19 protein-coding genes and 1 riboswitch are annotated in these 21886 nt (G+C 45.3%); of the genes, 13 read left to right on the forward strand and 6 right to left on the reverse strand.

What is annotated here, in order from left to right; translation table 11 throughout:
- Positions 1 to 9 precede the first annotated feature (9 nt).
- Both ftsZ and lpxC read left to right on the forward strand, forming a co-directional pair.
- Complete coding sequence (gene ftsZ, locus DPF93_RS16455) at positions 10 to 1236, forward strand: cell division protein FtsZ (RefSeq protein ID WP_114767204.1); 1227 nt, start codon at positions 10 to 12, stop codon at positions 1234 to 1236.
- Between the two features lie 95 nt (positions 1237 to 1331).
- A complete protein-coding gene (gene lpxC / locus DPF93_RS16460) occupies positions 1332 to 2249 on the forward strand; it encodes a UDP-3-O-acyl-N-acetylglucosamine deacetylase (protein ID WP_114767205.1) in 918 nt (305 codons plus the stop codon).
- A gap of 48 nt (positions 2250 to 2297) precedes the next feature.
- Here lpxC and DPF93_RS16465 read toward each other — a convergent pair whose 3' ends face one another.
- The gene (locus DPF93_RS16465) at positions 2298 to 2759 is read right to left on the reverse strand and encodes a DUF721 domain-containing protein (protein ID WP_114767206.1); all 462 of its coding nucleotides are present in this window, start codon (positions 2757 to 2759) and stop codon (positions 2298 to 2300) included.
- Between the two features lie 322 nt (positions 2760 to 3081).
- On the opposite strand from DPF93_RS16465, the gene secA reads away from it, so the two are divergent.
- From secA to DPF93_RS16495, 6 genes are all read left to right on the forward strand, one after another.
- On the forward strand, positions 3082 to 5814 hold the full coding sequence (secA, locus tag DPF93_RS16470; RefSeq protein ID WP_114767207.1) for a preprotein translocase subunit SecA: 2733 nt from the start codon (positions 3082 to 3084) through the stop codon (positions 5812 to 5814).
- Positions 5815 to 6160: 346 nt separating this feature from the next.
- Complete coding sequence (gene mutT, locus DPF93_RS16475) at positions 6161 to 6559, forward strand: 8-oxo-dGTP diphosphatase MutT (protein WP_114767208.1); 399 nt, start codon at positions 6161 to 6163, stop codon at positions 6557 to 6559.
- A gap of 116 nt (positions 6560 to 6675) precedes the next feature.
- The gene (gene dapB, locus DPF93_RS16480; RefSeq protein ID WP_114767209.1) at positions 6676 to 7485 is read left to right on the forward strand and encodes a 4-hydroxy-tetrahydrodipicolinate reductase; all 810 of its coding nucleotides are present in this window, start codon (positions 6676 to 6678) and stop codon (positions 7483 to 7485) included.
- Between the two features lie 527 nt (positions 7486 to 8012).
- Positions 8013 to 9152 (forward strand): glutamine-hydrolyzing carbamoyl-phosphate synthase small subunit, encoded by a 1140-nt coding sequence (gene carA / locus DPF93_RS16485; protein WP_114767210.1) that lies wholly within the window; start codon positions 8013 to 8015, stop codon positions 9150 to 9152.
- A gap of 16 nt (positions 9153 to 9168) precedes the next feature.
- The gene (carB, locus tag DPF93_RS16490) at positions 9169 to 12399 is read left to right on the forward strand and encodes a carbamoyl-phosphate synthase large subunit (RefSeq protein ID WP_075649277.1); all 3231 of its coding nucleotides are present in this window, start codon (positions 9169 to 9171) and stop codon (positions 12397 to 12399) included.
- A 172-nt stretch (positions 12400 to 12571) separates the two neighbouring features.
- Positions 12572 to 13351: a TSUP family transporter gene (locus tag DPF93_RS16495; protein ID WP_114767211.1), complete on the forward strand. Its 780-nt coding sequence runs from the start codon at positions 12572 to 12574 to the stop codon at positions 13349 to 13351.
- Here DPF93_RS16495 and DPF93_RS16500 read toward each other — a convergent pair.
- The 3 genes from DPF93_RS16500 to grcA all read right to left on the reverse strand — a co-directional run bounded on the left by DPF93_RS16500 (position 13278) and on the right by grcA (position 16580).
- Positions 13278 to 14147 (reverse strand): LysR family transcriptional regulator, encoded by an 870-nt coding sequence (locus DPF93_RS16500; RefSeq protein WP_114767231.1) that lies wholly within the window; start codon positions 14145 to 14147, stop codon positions 13278 to 13280. The genes DPF93_RS16495 and DPF93_RS16500 overlap by 74 nt on opposite strands.
- Positions 14148 to 14295: 148 nt before the next feature.
- Complete coding sequence (gene gbpA / locus DPF93_RS16505; RefSeq protein WP_114767212.1) at positions 14296 to 15756, reverse strand: N-acetylglucosamine-binding protein GbpA; 1461 nt, start codon at positions 15754 to 15756, stop codon at positions 14296 to 14298.
- A gap of 108 nt (positions 15757 to 15864) precedes the next feature.
- A riboswitch (cyclic di-GMP riboswitch) is annotated at positions 15865 to 15952 on the reverse strand.
- A 250-nt stretch (positions 15953 to 16202) separates the two neighbouring features.
- Positions 16203 to 16580, reverse strand: coding sequence for an autonomous glycyl radical cofactor GrcA (gene grcA, locus DPF93_RS16510; protein ID WP_114767213.1), 378 nt, complete (start codon positions 16578 to 16580; stop codon positions 16203 to 16205).
- 328 nt (positions 16581 to 16908) lie between these two features.
- Here grcA and nfo point away from each other — a divergent pair, with 328 nt between their 5' ends.
- The 4 genes from nfo (at position 16909) to DPF93_RS16525 (ending at position 19454) form a co-directional block, all read left to right on the forward strand.
- Positions 16909 to 17790: a deoxyribonuclease IV gene (gene nfo / locus DPF93_RS16515; RefSeq protein ID WP_114767214.1), complete on the forward strand. Its 882-nt coding sequence runs from the start codon at positions 16909 to 16911 to the stop codon at positions 17788 to 17790.
- A gap of 96 nt (positions 17791 to 17886) precedes the next feature.
- Entirely contained in the window at positions 17887 to 18009 is a 123-nt protein-coding gene (locus DPF93_RS21530) for a hypothetical protein (protein ID WP_279628076.1), read from the forward strand.
- Between the two features lie 77 nt (positions 18010 to 18086).
- Positions 18087 to 18773, forward strand: coding sequence for a uracil-DNA glycosylase (gene ung / locus DPF93_RS16520; protein ID WP_114767215.1), 687 nt, complete (start codon positions 18087 to 18089; stop codon positions 18771 to 18773).
- A 129-nt stretch (positions 18774 to 18902) separates the two neighbouring features.
- Positions 18903 to 19454, forward strand: a complete 552-nt coding sequence (locus tag DPF93_RS16525) for a hemerythrin domain-containing protein (protein WP_114767216.1) — start codon at positions 18903 to 18905, stop codon at positions 19452 to 19454.
- 29 nt (positions 19455 to 19483) lie between these two features.
- On the opposite strand, the gene DPF93_RS16530 is transcribed toward DPF93_RS16525, so the two are convergent.
- Both DPF93_RS16530 and DPF93_RS21535 read right to left on the reverse strand, forming a co-directional pair.
- The gene (locus DPF93_RS16530) at positions 19484 to 19666 is read right to left on the reverse strand and encodes a DUF3545 family protein (protein WP_114767217.1); all 183 of its coding nucleotides are present in this window, start codon (positions 19664 to 19666) and stop codon (positions 19484 to 19486) included.
- A gap of 200 nt (positions 19667 to 19866) precedes the next feature.
- Positions 19867 to 19992: a hypothetical protein gene (locus tag DPF93_RS21535; protein WP_279628077.1), complete on the reverse strand. Its 126-nt coding sequence runs from the start codon at positions 19990 to 19992 to the stop codon at positions 19867 to 19869.
- A 367-nt stretch (positions 19993 to 20359) separates the two neighbouring features.
- Between DPF93_RS21535 and DPF93_RS16535 the strand changes: the two genes are divergently transcribed.
- Positions 20360 to 21790, forward strand: coding sequence for an alanine/glycine:cation symporter family protein (locus tag DPF93_RS16535; protein WP_114767218.1), 1431 nt, complete (start codon positions 20360 to 20362; stop codon positions 21788 to 21790).
- The last annotated feature ends 96 nt before the right edge of the window (positions 21791 to 21886 follow it).

Raw genomic sequence — 21886 nt, forward strand, 5'->3', positions numbered from 1 at the left:
AGATAACACATGTTTGAACCGATGATGGAAATGTCTGACGATGCGGTAATTAAAGTCGTTGGGGTTGGTGGCGGTGGCGGTAATGCCGTTGAACACATGGTACGTGAGTCCATTGAAGGTGTTGAATTCATCAGCATCAACACTGATGCTCAAGCACTACGTAAGACTAGCGTAAATAGCGTCATCCAAATTGGTGGCGACATGACCAAAGGTCTTGGTGCGGGTGCAAACCCACAAGTGGGACGTGACGCTGCTCTCGAAGATCGCGATAGAATTAAAGAATCCATTTGCGGTGCCGATATGGTATTTATCGCAGCTGGTATGGGCGGTGGTACCGGTACAGGTGCTGCGCCAGTTATCGCTGAGGTTGCAAAAGAGCTAGGTATTCTTACTGTTGCGGTAGTAACAAAGCCATTTAGCTTTGAAGGTAAGAAGCGTATGGCGTTTGCGGAACAAGGTATTGAAGAGCTGTCGAAACACGTTGACTCTCTGATTACTATTCCAAACGAAAAGCTACTTAAAGTATTGGGTCGCGGTATCACACTACTTGAAGCTTTCGCGAGTGCAAACGACGTACTGAAGAATGCAGTTCAAGGTATCGCTGAACTTATCACACGTCCTGGCATGATCAACGTCGACTTTGCTGACGTTCGCACTGTGATGTCAGAAATGGGTCACGCGATGATGGGTAGCGGTGTTGCTAAAGGCGAAGACCGTGCAGAAGAAGCAGCAGAGATGGCTATCTCTAGCCCACTTCTTGAAGACATCGATCTAGCGGGTGCGCGTGGTGTACTAGTTAACATCACAGCTGGTCTTGATATGCGTCTTGATGAGTTTGAAACTGTGGGTAACACAGTGAAAGCTTTCGCTTCAGACAACGCAACGGTAGTAATTGGTACTTCTCTTGACCCTGATATGGCGGACGAAATCCGTGTTACAGTGGTAGCAACCGGTATCGGTAATGAGAAAAAGCCTGACATTACATTAGTAGCAGGCGGAAAAGCAAAAGTGGCACCTGTGGCACAACCTCAGTCACAAGTTGCAACACAACAACCAGCAGCGGTAAAAGTAGAAGAGAAACCGGCACAGACATTGCAGGAAAAACCAGCAGTGACGGCTCAACCGGCAACTCAATCTACATCAGCAAGCAATGGCTCAGGCCAAAGCACGGCACCGAAAGTTGAAAAAGATGGCTATCTAGACATCCCTGCTTTCCTACGTCGTCAAGCTGATTAATACTGTCAAAATTTGACATGGTTCGAAAATGTGATACGATGCGCGACCGATGATTACATCGGCGCGATTTGTAGCACCATTACTGAGGCAAGTAGATGATCAGACAACGTACTCTGAAAGAAATAGTGAAAACGACCGGTGTAGGCTTACACTCAGGGCGTAAAGTAACTTTGACTCTTCGCCCAGCAGCTGCAAATACAGGTGTTATTTACCGTCGTACGGACGTAAATCCACCAGTTGATTTTCCAGCGGATCCTGAATCAGTTCGTGACACTATGCTGTGTACAGCTCTTGTTAACGATCAAGGTATTCGTATCTCAACGGTAGAACACTTAAACGCTGCGCTAGCAGGTATGGGTATCGACAACGTGGTTATCGAAGTTGATGCGCCAGAAATTCCAATTATGGATGGTAGTGCTAGCCCTTTCGTATTCCTACTTCAACAAGCAGGTATCGAAGAGCAAAATGCAGCAAAACGCTTTATTCGTATTAAGAAACCAGTTCGCTTTGAAGATGGCGACAAATGGGCAGAATTCGCACCGTTTAATGGTTTCCGTATGGATTTTGAAATCGAATTTAACCACCCAGCGATTGAATCTGATGAACAACGCTTAGTGTTTGATTTCTCATCAAAAGGTTTCGTTAAAGAGATTTCTCGTGCACGAACTTTTGGTTTCATGCGTGATATCGAATACCTACAATCGCAAAACCTTGTTCTAGGTGGTAGCTTTGACAATGCAATCGTATTGGATGACTACCGTATCTTGAACGAAGAAGGTCTGCGCTTTGATAATGAGTTTGTAACTCACAAAGTACTTGATGCGATTGGCGACCTTTACATGTGTGGTCACCCAATTATCGGTGAATTCCGTGCATTTAAATCAGGTCATGGTTTAAATAACCAACTACTACGTAAAGTTCTTGCTGATCAAGAAGCGTGGGAATGGGTTACTTTCGAGCAAGAAGAAGTGTCACCAGTTGCATTTGCAGAGCCAAACATGGTTCTAGCATAATCAGCCAAATCCAGATTAGAAAAAACCAGGCTTAGAGCCTGGTTTTTTTTATGTTCGCTTGTTGGCGGCGAGTTTAGCCAAGCTTTCTAAACGCGCTTTGACTTTCGGTGATGCCCCTTCAGCGACCGCTTTAAGATATTCGGCAGCGGTATCAGAAATTGGATCGCGCGGCTTGTCTTCGGTGCGTTTTTTATCGCCTTTGACGCGATAAAGGTCGGGGTTGATTTGCACTTCGACAGCAATTAAGCGGGCGAACCCTTGCGAGCGCAGTTGGTTAAGAATATTGAGACGATCGTAATTGATCTTCATCATGATCGCCGCGCTTGCCACTTCGATAACCAAATGATTGTCACGCAGGTTTGCCACGCGGCAATGATCGACCGCATTCTTCGGCAAGATCGTTTTTAGCAGTTGATTGATCTTCATGATCTCTTCGGCATGTTTTTGCAAGTTAGCAAAACGTGAATCAGAGATGATCTCATTTCCCAAGGTAGGGCGGTGGTCGCGCATGACTAAGCCTTAATTTTCTAGTTCATTTCCATTTTAGCCAACCACCACAGCGGCGAATAGTCTTTTTAGCGGATAAACTTGCGCCATTCGTCGGCAAAAAATCACAAGTGCTTCAAACAATTCAATAAGAGATTGGTTGTTCGAGTGAAAAGCCCTTACACTAGGCGGCTATAAATAAACACTCATGCCTTGAAAATCTAAGTTCTCACCACAATATCTGTGATTAATGATTTAACGCAGTATTCTTAGTTTAAAACTGAAAGAGACTGAAGGCATTAAGTAGAGATCGTGCCCGATCGACTGATAGAGAGATTCACACAAGATGATAACTAAGCTACTGACAAAGGTAATTGGCAGTCGCAACGACAGAACATTGCGTCGCCTGAGAAAGATTGTAAAAGAAATCAATAATTACGAGCCAACGTTTGAAGCTCTATCTGATGAACAATTAAAGGCAAAGACTGTTGAATTTCGTCAACGTCTAGAACAAGGTGAAGACCTTGATAAATTGTTGCCAGAAGCATTTGCGACCGTACGTGAAGCATCTAAGCGTGTTTACGGCATGCGTCATTTCGACGTGCAGCTTATCGGTGGTATGGTTCTTAACGCGGGTCAAATCGCAGAGATGCGTACTGGTGAAGGTAAAACACTAACCGCAACTCTACCAGCTTACCTAAACGCTCTGCCAGGTAAAGGTGTTCACATCGTAACGGTGAACGACTACCTAGCAAAACGCGATGCCGAGACGAACCGTCCACTATTTGAATTCCTTGGTATGACTGTTGGCGTAAACGTGCCAAACATGCCACCGCAAGAGAAAAAAGAAGCTTACCAAGCTGACATTCTATACGGTACCAACAACGAATTTGGTTTTGACTACCTGCGTGACAACATGGCATTCCGTGTTGAAGACCGCGTACAACGTGAACGCTTCTTTGCGGTTGTCGATGAAGTGGACTCGATTCTAATCGATGAAGCTCGTACACCACTTATCATTTCTGGTCCTGCAGAGGATAGCTCTGAGCTATACACTCGCATCAACACTCTAATTCCACATCTGCAAAAACAAGATCAGGAAGACTCAGAAGAGTACCGCGGTGATGGTCACTACACGGTTGATGAAAAATCAAAACAAGTTTACCTAACTGAAACGGGTCAAGAGTTCGTTGAAGAACTGATGATCAAAAACGGTTTGATGGAAGAGGGTGACACGCTTTACTCACCAACGAACATCAGCTTGTTACACCACGTAAACGCGGCACTTCGCGCGCACGTGTTGTTTGAAATTAACGTTGATTACATCGTTAACGAGCAAGGCGAAGTGGTTATCGTTGACGAACATACTGGCCGTACAATGCCAGGTCGTCGTTGGTCTGAAGGTCTGCACCAAGCAGTGGAAGCCAAAGAAGGCGTTAAGATCCAGAATGAAAACCAAACTCTGGCATCGATTACCTTCCAGAACTACTTCCGTCTCTACGACAAACTGTCAGGTATGACAGGTACTGCCGACACCGAAGCATTCGAATTCCAATCTATCTACGGCTTGGAAACGGTAGTTATCCCAACTAACAAACCAATGATCCGTAACGATATGCCAGATGTGGTATACCGTACTGAGCAAGAGAAATTTGCCGCAATCATTGAAGACATCAAAGAGCGCGTAGCAAAAGGTCAGCCATCGCTAGTGGGTACAGTGTCGATTGAAAAGTCAGAGCTACTGTCAAACGCACTGAAAAAAGCCAACATTAAGCACAACGTACTGAACGCTAAATTCCACGAGAAAGAAGCGGAAATCGTTGCTGAAGCGGGTACACCGGGCGCAGTAACCATCGCAACCAACATGGCCGGTCGTGGTACCGATATTGTGTTGGGTGGTAGCTGGCAAGCGAAGGTTGAGCTGCTAGACAACCCATCGAAAGAGCAAATCGATCAAATTAAAGCGGAATGGCGCGTGGTTCACGACCAAGTGCTAGAAGCTGGTGGTCTACACATCATCGGTACTGAGCGTCATGAATCTCGCCGTATCGATAACCAGCTACGTGGTCGTTCTGGTCGTCAAGGTGATGCGGGTTCTTCGCGTTTCTACCTATCAATGGAAGATGCGCTACTCCGTATCTTTACTTCTGACCGCATGGCAAGCCTAATCCAAAGCGGTATGGAAGAAGGTGAAGCGATCGAATCGAAGATGCTTTCTCGTTCAATTGAAAAAGCACAACGCAAAGTTGAAGGTCGTAACTTCGACATTCGTAAACAGCTACTTGAATACGATGACGTGGCGAACGATCAACGTAAAGTGGTTTACGAATTGCGTGATGAGTTAATGAGCGTTGAAGACATTAGCGAGATGATTGAGCAAAACCGCGATGACGTGCTGAACGCAATTATCGACGAATACATTCCACCACAATCTCTAGAAGAGATGTGGGATGTGCAAGGTCTGCAAGATCGTCTGAAGAATGACTTCGATCTAGACGCACCAGTTAAAGATTGGCTAGCCGCTGATGACAAACTGTACGAAGAAGCGCTACGTGAGAAGATCATCACTCAAGCAGTAGAAGTCTACAAAGGCAAAGAAGAAGTTGTCGGCGAGCAAGTGCTACGTAACTTCGAAAAATCAGTGATGCTACAAACACTAGATACGCTTTGGAAAGAGCACCTAGCGGCAATGGATCACTTACGCCAAGGTATTCACCTACGTGGCTACGCGCAGAAGAACCCGAAACAAGAGTACAAGCGTGAGTCGTTTGAACTGTTTGAAGGTTTGCTAGATTCACTAAAAACAGACGTGATTACGGTACTGTCTCGCGTACGTGTTCAACAGCAAGAAGAAGTTGAGCGTATGGAAGAGCAGCGCCGTGCTCAAGCGGAAGCGGCAGCGCGCCAAGCTCAAGCCCAACACGCAACGGCTGAGAATCCACTAGCGGATGGTGAAGAAACAGCAGAAGCAGGTGCACAGCAGCCGGTCGTACGTGATGAGCGTAAAGTGGGTCGTAATGAGCCGTGTCCATGTGGTAGTGGCAAAAAATACAAGCAGTGCCACGGCAAGATTGCATAACTTAGTCTGAATCGTCGTTGTGTCGCGTGATTACTGTGTCGATGATACTCATTTACAGTTGTAAACTGCGCGTCATCTCCTGGTACTCAAACTACACAACTTAGCTTCTAACTAAGTTAAATGTGTTGCTGTAAAGGTTGAATACTGCGCGTCGCTGCCTTGTTCCAAGCCATTACAGCTTAACCTTAAACAATCTTAGTATTTGGTTAGCTTCAAAAAACTTATATGTTGTTTAGAGAGTCGCTTAGGCGGCTCTTTTTTTAAGTAAAATTTGGGTTTGGTCTCTCTCGTGGGTAAGTGAATAGTACGCGAGGTAGGGAGTAAACTATTTGAGGGAAAGGAAAGTATGAAAAGAATTCATATCGTGGCGGCAGTGATATTTAATCAGGATAAGTCGCAGATTTTTATTACTAAACGCCCTGATGATAAGCACAAAGGAGGCTTTTGGGAGTTTCCGGGTGGCAAAGTTGAGCAAGATGAAACAATCGAGCAGGCGATGGTGCGTGAGCTTGATGAAGAGATTGGTATTCAAGTGACAGAGCAAGCGCTATTCGAGCACTTGGAGTATGACTACCCTGATAAGTCGCTCAAGTTTGATTTTATTTTAGTCACTGATTTTACGGGTAAACCTTTTGGTCGTGAGGGGCAACAGGGCGAATGGGTGACGATCTGTGAGTTAGAAAACTACGCTTTTCCGGAAGCCAATGTGCCGATATTACAACGAGTGATCAAAGAGTTTTCATGATCAATGTCGCAAAACACTAGCCAGCACAACCGTTTATTGGTAGTTTAGATACGAAGATCTTTTATACGAGATGAGGATCTTCTCGTCTCGTTTCTTAAGCATGGAGAAATCTCGCAATGGTTAGAATTGCAGTTGCAGGAGCAGCCGGTCGTATGGGCCGTAATTTGGTTAAGGCAACCCAACTAAACCCTGAGTCTCAATTAGGCGCGGGTTCAGAACGTCCTGAATCATCACTAGTTGGTGTTGATATCGGTGAGTTATGTGGTGAAGGTAAATTAGAAATTGTCTTAACTGATAACCTAGCGAAAGCAGTTGATAACTTTGACGTCATTATCGATTTTACTGCTCCAGCCAGCACGCTGGCTAACCTTGAGCTGTGTAAAGCGCACGGTAAGAGCATTGTAATTGGTACCACAGGCTTTACTGAGCAAGAGCGTGCCATTATTGATGATGCAGCGAAAGAAGTGCCAGTTGTCATGGCGCCAAACTATTCAGTAGGTGTAAACCTAGTGTTTAAGTTGCTAGAAAAAGCAGCCAAGGTGATGGGCGAGTATTGCGATATCGAGATTGTAGAAGCACACCACCGTCATAAAGTCGATGCACCGTCAGGTACCGCGATTGGTATGGGCGAAGCAATTGCTGGCGCCATGGGTAACAAACTCAGTGATGTGGCTGTCTATGCCCGTGAAGGCATTACCGGCGAGCGAACCAAAGATGAGATAGGTTTTGCGACGATTCGCGCTGGCGATATTGTTGGTGAGCATACCGCAATGTTTGCTGATATTGGCGAACGAGTCGAAATTACCCATAAAGCGACCGATCGCATGACATTTGCTAATGGTGCAGTAAAAGCAGCAGTGTGGTTAAATAACAAACAAGCTGGATTTTATACCATGACTGATGTACTAGGTTTAAACGAACTTTAGTCATCAAAGTGCACATTGAATGAGTCTGTAAACTCAATCCTCTAATTTAAATAATTATGCGTCAGCCAAGGCTGGCGCTTTCTTTATCCGTCCTATATTGCCCTCTCCACATTACTGGGTGAAACCACCCCAAACCTCTATCTTTAATGTGTTATTTACTGGTGTTTGTCATGCTATTTGCTTGAAAGTGGATTAAACTACAGTTATCTAGCTTGCTTAACGTTTGCTAAACTGGATTTAATTTCCTAGTCACTTTTTAATGGTGTTTTTTCGTTCTTTTGAAAAATGTCGCCATAATCACACGACTAATGTCAGTTAAAGTTATTATTTTAGCTGCTTTGGCTTTTTTTCTTGTGAATCTTTCAAAAAATGCATTTTATTTTATTATGAATGTTGACACCGCTCACTAGCCTCTTTAGAATTACGCCAATTTGTCTGTAACACCAAAAAACGCGTTTTTATTGCGAAATGGAAGGCAAAGTTGCAAATTAATTTATTATTTATGCATTTTTATTCTGGAGGTTGTCTTGAGTAAATTAGCACTGTTAGTCCTGGAAGATGGGACAGTGTTCCGCGGAGTGTCCATTGGTTCGGATGGTATTTCCGTTGGTGAAGTCGTTTTTAATACCTCGATGACGGGGTACCAAGAAATCCTCACTGATCCTTCCTATTCCCAGCAAATTGTTACACTAACTTATCCTCACATTGGCAATACCGGAACCAATTCCGAAGACGAAGAATCCTCTTCAATCCACGCTCAAGGCCTTGTGATCCGCGATCTTCCTCTTATCGCTTCTAATTTCCGTAACGAACAATCTCTTTCTGATTACCTCAAATCGCAAAACATTGTCGGCATCGCAGACATTGATACTCGTAAGCTCACTCGTATTCTTCGTGAAAAAGGCGCCCAAAATGGTTGTATCGTCGCAGGTAACAACCTAGACGAAGCATTGGCACTAGCAAAAGCGAAAGAATTCCCTGGCTTAAAAGGTATGGACCTTGCGAAAGAAGTTACAACAAAAGAAGCGTATCAATGGAAACAAGGTTCGTGGACGCTCACGGGTGGTCTTCCAGAAGCGCAAGATGACAGCGAACTGCCATACCACGTTGTTGCTTATGACTTCGGTGCCAAGCGCAATATCCTACGAATGTTGGTTGACCGCGGCTGCCGCCTAACAGTGGTTCCTGCTGAAACATCAGCAGAGGAAGTGTTAGCACTGAATCCAGATGGCGTATTCCTATCAAATGGCCCTGGCGACCCAGCACCATGTACTTACGCGATTGAAGCGACCAAAGTATTCCTAGACAAAGGTCTGCCAATTTTCGGTATCTGTCTTGGTCACCAAATTCTGGCGCTAGCGTCAGGTGCACAAACGGTGAAAATGAAGTTTGGTCACCACGGTGCTAACCACCCAGTAAAAGACCTAGATCGTAACGTCGTAATGATTACTTCGCAAAACCACGGTTTTGCCGCTGACGAAGCAACACTACCAGACAATCTACGTGCTACTCACGTATCGCTATTTGATGGCTCACTACAAGGTATCCACCGTACTGATAAACCAGCATTTAGCTTCCAAGGTCACCCAGAAGCGAGCCCAGGTCCTCATGACGCAGCACCGCTATTCGACCACTTTATCGAACTAATTAAAAAACACAGCGCTTAATTCGGAGTAGTAGATAATGCCAAAACGTACTGACATTCAAAGTATTCTTATTCTTGGTGCTGGTCCGATTGTTATCGGTCAGGCATGTGAGTTTGACTACTCTGGCGCACAAGCATGTAAAGCACTGCGTGAAGAAGGTTACCGAGTAATCCTAGTGAACTCGAACCCTGCAACGATCATGACTGACCCAGATATGGCTGATGCAACTTACATCGAGCCTATTCAATGGGAAGTGGTACGTAAGATCATCGAGAAAGAGCGTCCAGATGCAGTACTACCAACCATGGGTGGTCAAACGGCTCTAAACTGTGCACTTGAACTTGAGCGTCAAGGCGTACTTGCCGAGTTCGGTGTAGAGATGATCGGTGCAACTGCGGATGCTATCGATAAAGCAGAAGACCGTTCTCGCTTTGATAAAGCGATGAAGTCGATTGGTCTTGAGTGTCCGCGTGCCGATACTGCAAAAACCATGGAAGAAGCATACAAAGTGCTCGATATGGTTGGCTTCCCATGTATCATCCGCCCTTCATTTACTATGGGTGGTACGGGTGGCGGTATCGCTTACAACAAAGAAGAATTTGAAGAGATCTGTCGCCGTGGTTTGGACTTATCACCAACTAACGAGCTACTGATTGATGAATCTTTGATCGGTTGGAAAGAGTACGAGATGGAAGTGGTTCGCGACAAAGCGGATAACTGTATCATCGTATGTTCAATCGAGAACTTCGACCCAATGGGTATCCACACTGGTGACTCAATCACAGTGGCACCAGCACAGACTCTAACTGATAAAGAATACCAGCTAATGCGTAACGCATCGCTAGCGGTACTACGTGAAATCGGTGTAGAAACTGGTGGTTCAAACGTACAGTTTGGTATTAACCCGAAAGATGGCCGTATGGTTATCATCGAGATGAACCCACGTGTATCTCGTTCATCTGCATTGGCATCAAAAGCAACAGGTTTCCCAATCGCGAAAATCGCGGCGAAATTGGCAGTTGGCTTTACGCTAGATGAGCTGCAAAACGACATCACTGGCGGCACGACACCAGCGTCATTTGAACCAACTATCGACTACGTTGTGACTAAGATTCCTCGCTTTAACTTCGAGAAATTTGCAGGCGCAAACGACCGTCTAACCACACAGATGAAGTCGGTTGGTGAGGTAATGGCGATTGGTCGTAACCAACAAGAGTCACTACAAAAAGCCCTGCGTGGCTTAGAAGTAGGTGCTAATGGTTTCGACGAAATGGTTGACCTAGATTCTCCAGATGCACTAACCAAAATCCGTCACGAGCTGAAAGAAGCAGGTGCAGAGCGCATTTGGTACATCGCCGATGCATTCCGTGCGGGCATGTCAGTGGACGGCGTATTTAACCTGACTAACATTGACCGCTGGTTCCTAGTGCAAATTGAAGAGCTAGTGAAACTGGAAGAGCAAGTGAAAGCGGGCGGTTTTGCTGGTCTAACTGAAGCAGTTCTGCGTCAGATGAAACGCAAAGGCTTTGCTGATGCGCGTCTATCGAAACTGCTTGGTGTCTCTGAAAGCGAAATTCGTCGCTTGCGTGACCAATTCAATATCCACCCAGTGTACAAGCGCGTGGATACTTGTGCGGCTGAGTTCTCATCGGATACGGCTTACATGTACTCATCTTACGATGAAGAGTGTGAAGCAAACCCAACAGACAAAGACAAGATCATGGTATTGGGCGGTGGTCCAAACCGTATCGGTCAAGGTATCGAGTTTGACTACTGCTGTGTACACGCGTCACTAGCACTGCGTGAAGATGGTTACGAAACCATTATGGTTAACTGTAACCCAGAGACAGTATCAACTGACTACGACACGTCAGATCGTCTATACTTCGAACCAGTAACACTAGAAGATGTACTTTCAATCGTACGTGTTGAGAAGCCAAAAGGCGTGATCGTTCAGTACGGTGGTCAAACACCACTGAAACTGGCTCGTGCACTAGAAGCAGCGGGCGTACCAATCATTGGTACCAGCCCAGATGCAATCGACCGTGCAGAAGACCGTGAGCGTTTCCAAGCAGCAGTAGAGCGTCTAGGTCTACTACAACCGGAAAACGCAACAGTAACGACGATGGAACAAGCCGTTGAGAAATCGAAAGAAATTGGTTTCCCACTGGTGGTGCGTCCTTCATACGTACTGGGTGGTCGTGCGATGGAAATCGTCTACGACGAAGCGGATCTACGTCGCTACTTCAACGAAGCGGTAAGCGTATCGAACGAATCGCCAGTTCTACTAGACCGTTTCCTAGATGACGCAACTGAAGTCGATATCGACGCTATCTGTGACGGTGAGCGCGTTGTGATTGGCGGTATCATGGAGCATATTGAGCAGGCGGGTGTTCACTCAGGTGACTCAGCATGTTCGCTACCAGCCTACACGCTAAGCCAAGAAATCCAAGACAAGATGCGTGAGCAAGTTGAGAAGCTAGCATTTGAATTGGGTGTACGTGGTCTAATGAACACGCAGTTCGCAGTCAAAGACAACGAAGTTTACCTAATCGAAGTTAACCCTCGTGCTGCACGTACGGTTCCATTCGTATCAAAAGCAACCGGCGCACCACTAGCGAAAATCGCTGCACGTGTTATGGCGGGTCAATCTCTTGAGTCTCAAGGCTTTACCAAAGAGATTATTCCACCTTACTACTCAGTGAAAGAAGTGGTACTACCGTTCAACAAGTTCCCTGGCGTTGACCCACTATTGGGCCCTGAAATGCGCTCTACAGGTGAAGTTATGGGTGTTGGTGCAACGTTTGCTGAAGCTTACGCGAAAGCAGAACTAGGTTGTGGCAGCGTTTACCCTGAAGGTGGTCGTGCACTGCTGTCAGTTCGTGAAGAAGACAAGCAACGCGTCGTTGACCTAGCCTCTAAGCTAGTTAAGTTGGGTTACCAACTTGATGCGACTCACGGTACAGCGGTTATTCTTGGCGAAGCGGGCATTAACCCTCGTCTAGTGAACAAGGTACATGAAGGTCGTCCACACATTCTTGACCGCATCAAGAACAATGAGTACACCTACATCGTTAACACGGCAGCAGGTCGCCAAGCGATTGAAGACTCTAAAGTACTACGTCGCGGAGCACTAGCAGAGAAGGTGAACTACACCACGACGCTAAACGCAGCGTTTGCAACTTGTATGGCACACACTGCGGATGCGAAGAGCTCAGTAACATCAGTACAAGAGCTACACGCGAAAGTGAAAGCTAGCCTAGCTTAACTGGCAAATAGTTAGTAACAGCCCACTCAATTGAGTGGGCTTTTTTTTGTCTCAATATTAGTGCTTTTTATTGTTGAAAATTAGGAATAGGTAGTAATCGAATCTTTCGCTAACTCAATAGAGCAAGAGGTGGTAATGTTAGCGTTATACCTACTTAGTTACTGAATAATAGATGGAAATTACATTCGAGATTCTTGCGCTGCTAGCACTCGTTGCCACTGCGGCAGGGTTTATTGATGCCATGGCTGGTGGCGGTGGCTTATTGACTTTACCCGCGTTACTGGCAGCAGGCGTGCCTCCTACTCAAGCGCTCGCCACCAATAAACTGCAAAGCTCATTTGGTAGCTTTTCTGCCAGCTGGTACTTCGTGCGCAATGGCATTGTTAATCTAAAAGAGATGCGCCTGGCAATTGCTTGCACCTTTATTGGTTCAGCGATTGGCGCTGAAGCGGTGCAATATATAGATGCAGGCGTGCTTACTAGTCTTATTCCTTTGCTGCTGATTGCGATTTCTCTCTACTTCTTACTCGCCCCAACCACTAAACCTGAACAGGGAGAGAGTAAGTTACCAGAAGCCGCATTTGCACTCTGTGTCGGTGGTGGTGTAGGTTTTTATGACGGCTTTTTTGGTCCAGGTACTGGGTCTATCTTTACCGTCTGTTTTGTCGCGATTGCGCAGTTTTCGCTGGTGGAGGCAACCGCACGTACCAAAGTCTTGAACTTCACCTCTAATATAGCCGCGCTGCTGTTCTTTATTTTAGCGGGCTTGCCAATTTGGGAGTTGGGGTTAGTGATGGCGGTTGGTGGTTTTATTGGCGCGCAACTTGGTGCGCGCGTTGTGGTGACCAAAGGTCAGCGCTGGATAAGACCGCTCGTGATCACGATGTCGATGCTAATGGCAACGAAATTACTTTGGGAACAGCATCAACAATGGTTGCTATCAATTTTCTGATACGTTGATTGCGATAGGTGGCAGGGCGCAGGCAGATATTGATTGGTCGAGACAGTGACTGCAGTTGGTTAAAGTGATGGCAGTGCTGCGCGTCAATCTGCAACGTATTGATCACCGAGAGTGGCACCAATGCTGGCGCGATACCGGAGAGTGCCAGTTGAGCTGCTGCAGCGTAAGAGTCCATCTGCATGATAGGCTTAATGTTGAGCTGAGTTAAGATGCCGTATTGGTAAGTATTGGCAGGGTTACTCAAATCGTTGGTGATGATGGTTTGTGGTAATTCAGCCAACGGTTGTTTGGAGACGATATAAAACGGTTCATCAAAGAGGGCAAAGGTCATCAACTGGTGTTGAGAGGGCAGGTAGCCAGCACAGATACCAAGATGGGCTTTGCCGGATTGGACATGTTCGATAATGCGCGGAGTATGGTTGGTCGTCAGGGTCAAATAGGGATCTTGTGCAAAGTAGCCACCGAGAATTGGCGAAAGAAAGCCCGCCACTAACGTTTCCGAGCAATCAAGCCGAATTTGGCTATGTTCCACCATGTTTTGCTGTTCGTAGATCAGCCCTCTTAACTCATTGAAGGTCGGACCGATGTTGTCGATCAGCGTTAACGCTTCATTGGTGAGCTGGACATTCCTACCATCCGGTACAATCAGCTTTTTACCCAGTTTCTTCTCTAAATTGGAAATGCGTTTACTCACTGCCGATTGACTAATATAGAGCAGGCTACCTGTGCGACTCATGGTTTTCGCTTTGCTCAGTGTGATCAGCGTTTCAATACCTTCTAGCAACATATCCATTAATGACCAAGTGGAATGAGTGTTTCAATCTACCGCATTTACTTGTCGCTTGCATAGAAAAACGGCACTCAAGATGAGTGCCGTAATCGTGTGATTTATCGATCTGCGATGGAAGCAGAACGACAACAAATGCTGCCTAGCATTAGTTCACTTTGTCCCAAGCCATTGTCCAGTGAGAACCGGTCGCTGGTGTGTAGTGAGTGGCGTTTTCTGTCCATTGTGAGCAGTAACCCGAGTATGGGAATGGCTTACATTGGTAGATCTGACCATCGCTTGCCAATACTTTTGTGCCTGCGGTGTAGCTCTTCACATTTTCAGGGAAGATAAAATCGTAGTCGCCTGCTGGAGGAGGTGTTGGCGCGTTAACCAAGTGGAAATCGTAGTTCACTTGATCAACAAGGTTACCTGCCTGATCTTTAATGCGGCTGACTAAAATGTGATGACCTGGCTCTGCTTTCGACAATGTCAGTGAAACTGGCAGATATTGACCATCGCTAAGTTGACCAGTCCAGCTCGCTAGTGCCGCACGACCATGGTTGTAAACGGTAAGCTCTACGTCAATGTCGCCTTCAGCGGCTAAAGTGAGATCAAGCTCTGTAGCTTGTTCTGTAATGGTGTACTCAGACTCAAGACCTTCAATGGTCAAAGCGTACTCTGGTTCTGGCGTTTCAATCTGGTAGCCAATTTCAACACGCTCCAAACCGCTACCCGTTTGCAGGTAAACTGGGTTGCTGCCGTATGCTGGGGTAAATTTATCTTCGCGGTATTGACCAGCTTTGATCGCCGTTTGCTCTTGGTTGATCTTGGTCGCTAGCGCATGTGACCAGTTTTTCGCTTGAGTTAGGCTTTGCTCGCTGATGGTGAGCTCAGTGCGATAAGCGACATTTTCACCGCTCTTATCGAATACGCGCGTAAATACCTTATCGCCGAGGTTAAGATCCATGGTTGGGTTGATTTGACCTGCTTGGTTCCACTCAGGCACAACTGGACCTTGACCATCAAATTTAACGTCAATCACGTTGTAAAAAGCCGCCGCTGTATCGCCCACATCCCATACGGCTAAGATCACATGGTAACCTTCGCGCTGAGGTACATTACATTCGTGGCTAACTTGTTTTGGTGGCTGCACCATGTTGCCTTCAATCACACAGAATGGATTGAGATCAAAAGAGTCGCGGGACAGAACTTGGTTTGAGTTCCAGTCTGTTTTAGTGATGTAGTATTTCCAATCACGAGTGACGTGGTTCGCAGTAAACGTCCACTCAAAGCTTTGCAGACCTGCAGTAATTGGGCGTTTTACCCAGCGATCGGCTGTCTGTTCATCAAGTGCTGTTGCCAGTGCGGATTGTGCGCTAGCAATTTTGCCATCTGCTGGACCTACTTCAGGGAAACCTTCAGGACCTTCAACACTTTGTGGTTCGTATTGAATCGCACCACAGTTGGTGTTTTTTTCATTAGTGTCAGCGGTTGGGTATTTACACAGTGCTGCGCGGCTGCCAGCTATACCACCGTCGAATTCAGAAACGTAGCCGTGAGCTGCTACTTGACCACTTAACGCAGTTAGAGCAAGCGCTAGTAGAGTTTTATTTGGCAGTGATTTCATCACATGCTCCTTTATAAGGTTGACTAAAAGCCCCACCTCGGCGCATGCGAAAGCTTGCCTATCAAAGAGGTTTGATAAACATCCACAGCACTTGAACATTGTTGAACAAGTGGCGACCCCGCTATCATTGATGACCAGCATCTTTAGACCGGAAGCTTTGCGTCCCATTTTTTCAAATGGTTTGCCGAAAGTGTGATTGAGCAAAGAAATGTAGCCTAAACCTATCGGGCGCAACTATCAGTTTGAGTGGTTTGTGGAATAAAAATCCCAACTCAACAAAAGTTGACAGATAGATGTGTAACTACATGTTATTCACATGGTTTTGTTTTTTTAATTGCCACTGTGAATGTTTTCTCATCAGTTTTAGACTGATGAGAAGAAGAAAAGCAGGCTGCGCCTGCTTTTCGAATTTAGTGTCTAATTTTAGTGCCGAGTGGCAATAGAAATTATAGAGACTCAGTAAAAGTACGAGCGATAACGTCGCGTTGTTGCTCTGGAGTTAGAGAGTTAAAACGCACAGCGTAGCCAGATACACGGATAGTTAGCTGTGGGTAGTTCTCTGGGTGAGCAACTGCGTCTTCTAGAGTTTCACGACGTAGTACGTTTACGTTTAGGTGTTGACCACCTTCGATCTTTGGTGCAGCTTCGATTGCAACTTCACGGCTCTCGTACTCACCTAGGTCGCTGATAGCAACAACTTGGTCAGCTTCGTAGCCAGCAGCTGCTGCAACACAACGTGCTTCGTTCTTTTCGCTATCTAGTAGCCAGATAGAGTTTAGTAGATCGTCGTTAGCTGCTTTTGTAATTTGAATACCTTGAATCATCACTCTCTCCTATTCCACAATGTTGTGGCTTTTAATGGTGTTAATTTTCAATTATTTGTTGAGCTAAGTATTATATAGCGAATATCCATTATATTAATATTGATTTAGGTCAAGTTACAACTAAAAACCTTAATTTTTTGAAGGTGATTTTATTGAGTTAAATCAAGAAACCCTTTAAAAACTGGCGATTACAAATTATTTTATAATTTAAAAAATAGTTAAAAGCTCATTTTGTTGTAAATTTACTACAAAATGACCTATTTGACGGTGATAAATTGCGCTAACTATCTGTATTTAGGTAGCCAAACTGAAAGAGTAAAGTGGTTAAATGACAATGAGATCAAACTCACAAATTAAGTATATTGGTGCTCACGTATCGGCAGCGGGTGGCGTTGACCAAGCGCCAATGCGAGCACGTGAGATCGGTGCCAATGCATTTGCACTGTTCACCAAAAACCAGCGTCAGTGGGTAGCCAAACCACTGGAAGCGAAAACCATCAGCGCATTCAAAGCCAATTGCAAAATGTTGGGCTTTTCTGCGGACCAAATTCTTCCGCACGACTCTTACTTGATTAACTTAGGCGCTCCAGAAGAAGAGAAACTGGAAAAATCTCGCGCTGCTTTTATTGATGAGATGGAGCGTTGTCAGCAACTAGGTTTAACCTTGCTGAACTTCCACCCGGGGAGTCACCTCAACAAAATCTCTGAGCAGGAGTGCCTAGCTAAGATTGCCGAATCGATTAACCTTGCCCATCAAGCGGTGCCAGATGTGATTGCTGTGATTGAGAATACTGCGGGGCAGGGCTCTAACTTAGGCTGGAAGTTTGAACATCTAGCGCAGATTATTGAACAGGTAGAGGATAAATCACGCGTTGGTGTCTGTATTGATACCTGCCATACCTTCGCGGCGGGTTATGACCTCTCAAGTAAAGAGGCATGCGAGGTGACCTTTGCTGAGTTCGACCGCGTTGTCGGCATGCATTATTTGCGTGCAATGCACATCAATGATTCAAAATCAGCGTTAGGCAGTAAGGTCGATAGACACCATGCGCTCGGTAAAGGTGAGATTGGCTGGGATTGCTTTGAGTATATCGCCAAAGATCCCCGTTTTGATGGTATCCCATTGATCTTAGAGACAATCGAACCTGATATTTGGCAGCAGGAAATTAACCAGTTGCGGGCATTTCACCGCCAAGCATTGGCAGAATAAGACGATTGACTAGCCATTAGTTAAAAAGTGGCACTAATCTTTCTTTAATAAGCTCATTACCCAGCAATGTGTTTAGTAATAAAAGAAGGTGCCGCTATGAATATCTACTCTCCAACTTCTCGCACTTGTCCTGCTCGTATGCCAATTCCCAATCGACATATTCATGGTCAAGGGCATTATCGAACTCCTCAAAGGAATACAAAGCAGCAACACCCATAAGCTAAGCCTTGTTCCTTCTCGAGTTTTTCTTACAATAAAGCGCAAGAAATCTTCCAATATTAAAGAAGGAACAGATCATGACTTCACCGCTTACTTGGCATGACGTGATTGGTAGTGAAAAGCAGCAAGACTATTTTCAACAGACAATGAGTTATGTTGAGCAAGAGCGTGCTAGTGGCAAGACCATCTTTCCTCCGGCAGCCGATGTGTTTAATGCATTTAAAGCAACCGAATTTGATCAGGTTAAAGTCGTGATCCTTGGGCAAGACCCTTATCATGGACCGAATCAGGCGCATGGCTTATGTTTTTCGGTACTACCGGGCATCAAAACGCCACCTTCTTTAGTTAATATGTATAAAGAGTTAGCGCAAGATATAACAGGCTTTGAGATCCCGCAGCATGGCTACTTACAGAAGTGGGCAGAGCAGGGCGTACTATTGCTCAATACGGTTTTAACAGTAGAGCAAGGTAAAGCCCATTCACATGCTAAAACGACAGGCTGGGAACTCTTTACAGATAAAGTAATTGAAGCGATCAATCAGCATAATGCTGGTGTGGTGTTCTTGCTTTGGGGCTCACATGCGCAAAAGAAAGGGCGCTTTATTGATCGCAATAAACACCATGTATTAGCGGCACCACACCCATCACCGCTGTCTGCTCACCGTGGTTTCTTAGGTTGTGGTCACTTCTCGCAAGCAAATCAGCTACTCACCCAACAAGGTTTGACCCCAATTGATTGGACCTTACCGTTAACCGTTGATTAATGGATCTCATAGAGCGCGACAGTTAATCGAAGAGTGTTCAATAATTATCCGTTTTCTTGAACGCTCTCCAAACCTTTTGCCCGACTTTTGTATACACTTACAAAGAGTGTGTGTTTAAGGAGAAGCACGATGATGATTGAAAAGATCAGGCGTGAACATGGGTACATGGTTAGATTACTGGCGATCCTTGCTGATAAGGTCGAACGGTTAAAACAAGAGTTACCAGTCAACTACAGCTTAATTAAAGAGGTAGTGGACTATTTATCCGAACATGCAGAAAACTCGCACCATCCGAAAGAAGACATTCTCTATCATTATTATCAAGAGCATTATGGTGATAAAGACGAGATGGAAAACTTAGAGTTTGAGCATAAGCTACTTGAGTGTAAGACCCGTTCGTTTCAAAACACGGTGGAAATGATCTTGCAAGATGCGGTGGTTCCTCACCAAATTTTTATTGAACAACTTGAAGAGTTCACAAAAGCGCAGCGCGAGCACTTGGAATTTGAAGAGAAGAAGATTTTGCCGATGATAAGCGAACGCTTTAGCGTGCAAGATTGGCAAGCGGTTGAACAAGCGTTTGCAAGTGATGATGAGGATCCGGTTTTTGGTTCGACCATCGCTGAACAATACGCACAACTTGCTCAGCGAGTGCGTGAAACCGACAACGAGATTACTTAAAACAAAAAAGAGGCATATCGCCTCTTTTTTTACAATTCTAAGCCATCTAAGTTATCAAGCCCGATATCCATATCTCGCAGTTCTTTTTCTAAACGGCGACGATCATTAATCGCTTCAATTTCACGCCATTTACGTTTTACCGGTTTGTTTCTTGCTGAGCGTCCCTTGGAGAAATCCATCTCCATCATTTCATCAAAGTTTAAGCCATCCATATGCTGCCACCTCTTTACTTGTTGTTATGCTTGATTAATACCATTGAGCTGCCAGCCTATCTATGATTGATTTCTCATTTGTTGCGATACAATGAAGTTTTTATATTTTTTGTGCTCGAGTCGGCTTTTTAAGGGTGACCATTGCGCAAATAATGACCATTTAATCATGTTAATTTCACCAAACTTGGCTATTTTTGATGTTAACTGGCTGTTTTAAATTGCTTCTCATCTTGAGTTAAACGATTTGTTGGCGGCAGATTGGCGAAAGTACGCAGCAGATAGAAATAAATTGGCGACATTAAGCTGCTAACTACCAGATTCAACAAGGGATTGCTCCCCTCTACTCACACAAAGGGAGGAGAAGCTTGCCCTACTGTGAAATGTTGCTAATAGTTAATTGACGTGATCTTAAATGGTTAACTTCTTGTCTTGAGATGTGTTAATCGATGGTGAGTTTATAGTAAAAAATAACATCTAAATGCATTTGGTTGCATATTGATTTTTGCCATCCTTCACTGCATTATCCGCCCGTCAAAAAATACGTCGATACGTAAAAGGGAAGCATGAAGCGGGTTTTACATATCTCAGCTGTAAAAGAATAAATCATAAATACTAAGACGAACTTGACACTTAGTACGCAGCTAGATGGAAGGCAGGGATGCAGGGATTGACGAAACTCACTTTGAGGATGTTATGACAGACTTAATCAATTTAATGAATGACCTGCTCTGGGGGTCTATTCTTGTTTATCTTTTGGTCGGTGTGGGCGTTTACTTTACTATCCGCCTTGGTTTCATTCAGTTCCGCCATTTTGGGCACATGTTCTCTGTTCTAAAGAACAGCCGTAAAGCAGACAACGCTGGTATATCTTCTTTCCAAGCACTTTGTACTAGTCTTGCTGCGCGTGTCGGTACCGGTAACATGGCAGGTGTAGCTGTGGCACTGACAGCTGGTGGTCCTGGTGCGATTTTCTGGATGTGGTTGATTGCTATGTTGGGCATGGCAACCGCGTTTGCAGAGAGTACACTGGCACAGTTATACAAAACCAAAGACGATGATGGCAACTACCGCGGTGGTCCTGCTTACTACATGGAAAAAGGTCTTGGCATGCGCTGGATGGGCGTGTTGTTCTCGATTTTCCTTATCATCGCTTTCGGTTTGGTATTTAACGCCGTTCAAGCAAACTCTATTGCCAATGCTATGCATACTGCTTTCGGTTGGGAAGATAAGTATGTGGGTATGGCGGTAGTTGTACTATCGGCAGTGATCATCTTTGGTGGTATCAAGCGTATCGCGCGTGTTGCTGAACTGATTGTGCCAGTCATGGCGCTTGCTTACCTACTGCTTGCTATGTTTGTGATGTTCTCAAACATTGAGAAGTTGCCTGCGATTTTAACGCTGATTGTTAAGAGTGCGTTCGGCTTCCAAGAAGCTGCAGCAGGTGGTGTCGGTTATGCGATTGCGCAAGCAATGATTAACGGTATTAAACGTGGTCTGTTCTCGAATGAGGCCGGTATGGGTTCTGCGCCTAACGCGGCGGCATCTGCAACACCGTATCCGCCACACCCTGCATCACAAGGTTATGTGCAGATGCTGGGCGTATTTATGGATACTATCGTTATCTGTTCAGCAACAGTGGCGATTATCCTAATGTCAGGTGAGTTTGTACCTGGTGGTGAAGTAACAGGTATCGAACTGACTCAAGCAGCGCTAAGCTCACAAGTTGGCGAATGGGGTGGTATTTTCGTTGCGGTAGCAATTTTCTTCTTTGCTTTCACATCGATCATTGCGAACTACTCATACGCAGAGACCAACTTGTTGTTCCTAGAGCACAACCACAAAGCGGGTCTAGGTATCTTCCGTATCGTAGTACTTGGTATGGTAATGTTTGGTGCACTAGCTTCTCTACCGGTAGTTTGGTCATTGGCTGACGTTTCCATGGGTATGATGGCAATCGTCAACCTAGTGGCAATCATCTTGCTGTCAGGCACGGTTATCAAACTGGCGAAAGATTACAATCGCCAGTTAAAAGAAGGCAAATTGCCAACTTTCGATGCCAACGAATACCCAGAGCTGAAATCTCAGCTTGAAGAAGGTATTTGGGACAACCCGAAAAAAGACTAACAGCGAAAAGCTCCAGTCATAGCTAATAGCTATCAAACTAATCAATTAAGCCATGCAGACAATGCATGGCTTTTTTTGTACTCTAAGCAGAGAAAA

It is taken from the genome of Vibrio rhodolitus, assembly GCF_003350325.1.
Taxonomy (GTDB): Bacteria; Pseudomonadota; Gammaproteobacteria; order Enterobacterales; family Vibrionaceae; genus Vibrio; species Vibrio rhodolitus.

Bases quoted from the DNA above. Each gene is read 5' to 3' on its own strand.
- ftsZ (WP_114767204.1), top strand. From the start codon at position 10: ATGTTTGAACCGATGATGGAAATGTCTGACGATGCGGTAATTAAAGTC.
- lpxC (WP_114767205.1), top strand. From the start codon at position 1,332: ATGATCAGACAACGTACTCTGAAAGAAATAGTGAAAACGACCGGTGTA.
- DPF93_RS16465 (WP_114767206.1), bottom strand. From the start codon at position 2,759: ATGCGCGACCACCGCCCTACCTTGGGAAATGAGATCATCTCTGATTCA.
- secA (WP_114767207.1), top strand. From the start codon at position 3,082: ATGATAACTAAGCTACTGACAAAGGTAATTGGCAGTCGCAACGACAGA.
- mutT (WP_114767208.1), top strand. From the start codon at position 6,161: ATGAAAAGAATTCATATCGTGGCGGCAGTGATATTTAATCAGGATAAG.
- dapB (WP_114767209.1), top strand. From the start codon at position 6,676: ATGGTTAGAATTGCAGTTGCAGGAGCAGCCGGTCGTATGGGCCGTAAT.
- carB (WP_075649277.1), top strand. From the start codon at position 9,169: ATGCCAAAACGTACTGACATTCAAAGTATTCTTATTCTTGGTGCTGGT.
- DPF93_RS16495 (WP_114767211.1), top strand. From the start codon at position 12,572: ATGGAAATTACATTCGAGATTCTTGCGCTGCTAGCACTCGTTGCCACT.
- DPF93_RS16500 (WP_114767231.1), bottom strand. From the start codon at position 14,147: ATGTTGCTAGAAGGTATTGAAACGCTGATCACACTGAGCAAAGCGAAA.
- gbpA (WP_114767212.1), bottom strand. From the start codon at position 15,756: ATGAAATCACTGCCAAATAAAACTCTACTAGCGCTTGCTCTAACTGCG.
- grcA (WP_114767213.1), bottom strand. From the start codon at position 16,580: ATGATTCAAGGTATTCAAATTACAAAAGCAGCTAACGACGATCTACTA.
- nfo (WP_114767214.1), top strand. From the start codon at position 16,909: ATGACAATGAGATCAAACTCACAAATTAAGTATATTGGTGCTCACGTA.
- DPF93_RS21530 (WP_279628076.1), top strand. From the start codon at position 17,887: ATGAATATCTACTCTCCAACTTCTCGCACTTGTCCTGCTCGTATGCCA.
- ung (WP_114767215.1), top strand. From the start codon at position 18,087: ATGACTTCACCGCTTACTTGGCATGACGTGATTGGTAGTGAAAAGCAG.
- DPF93_RS16525 (WP_114767216.1), top strand. From the start codon at position 18,903: ATGATGATTGAAAAGATCAGGCGTGAACATGGGTACATGGTTAGATTA.
- DPF93_RS16530 (WP_114767217.1), bottom strand. From the start codon at position 19,666: ATGGATGGCTTAAACTTTGATGAAATGATGGAGATGGATTTCTCCAAG.
- DPF93_RS16535 (WP_114767218.1), top strand. From the start codon at position 20,360: ATGACAGACTTAATCAATTTAATGAATGACCTGCTCTGGGGGTCTATT.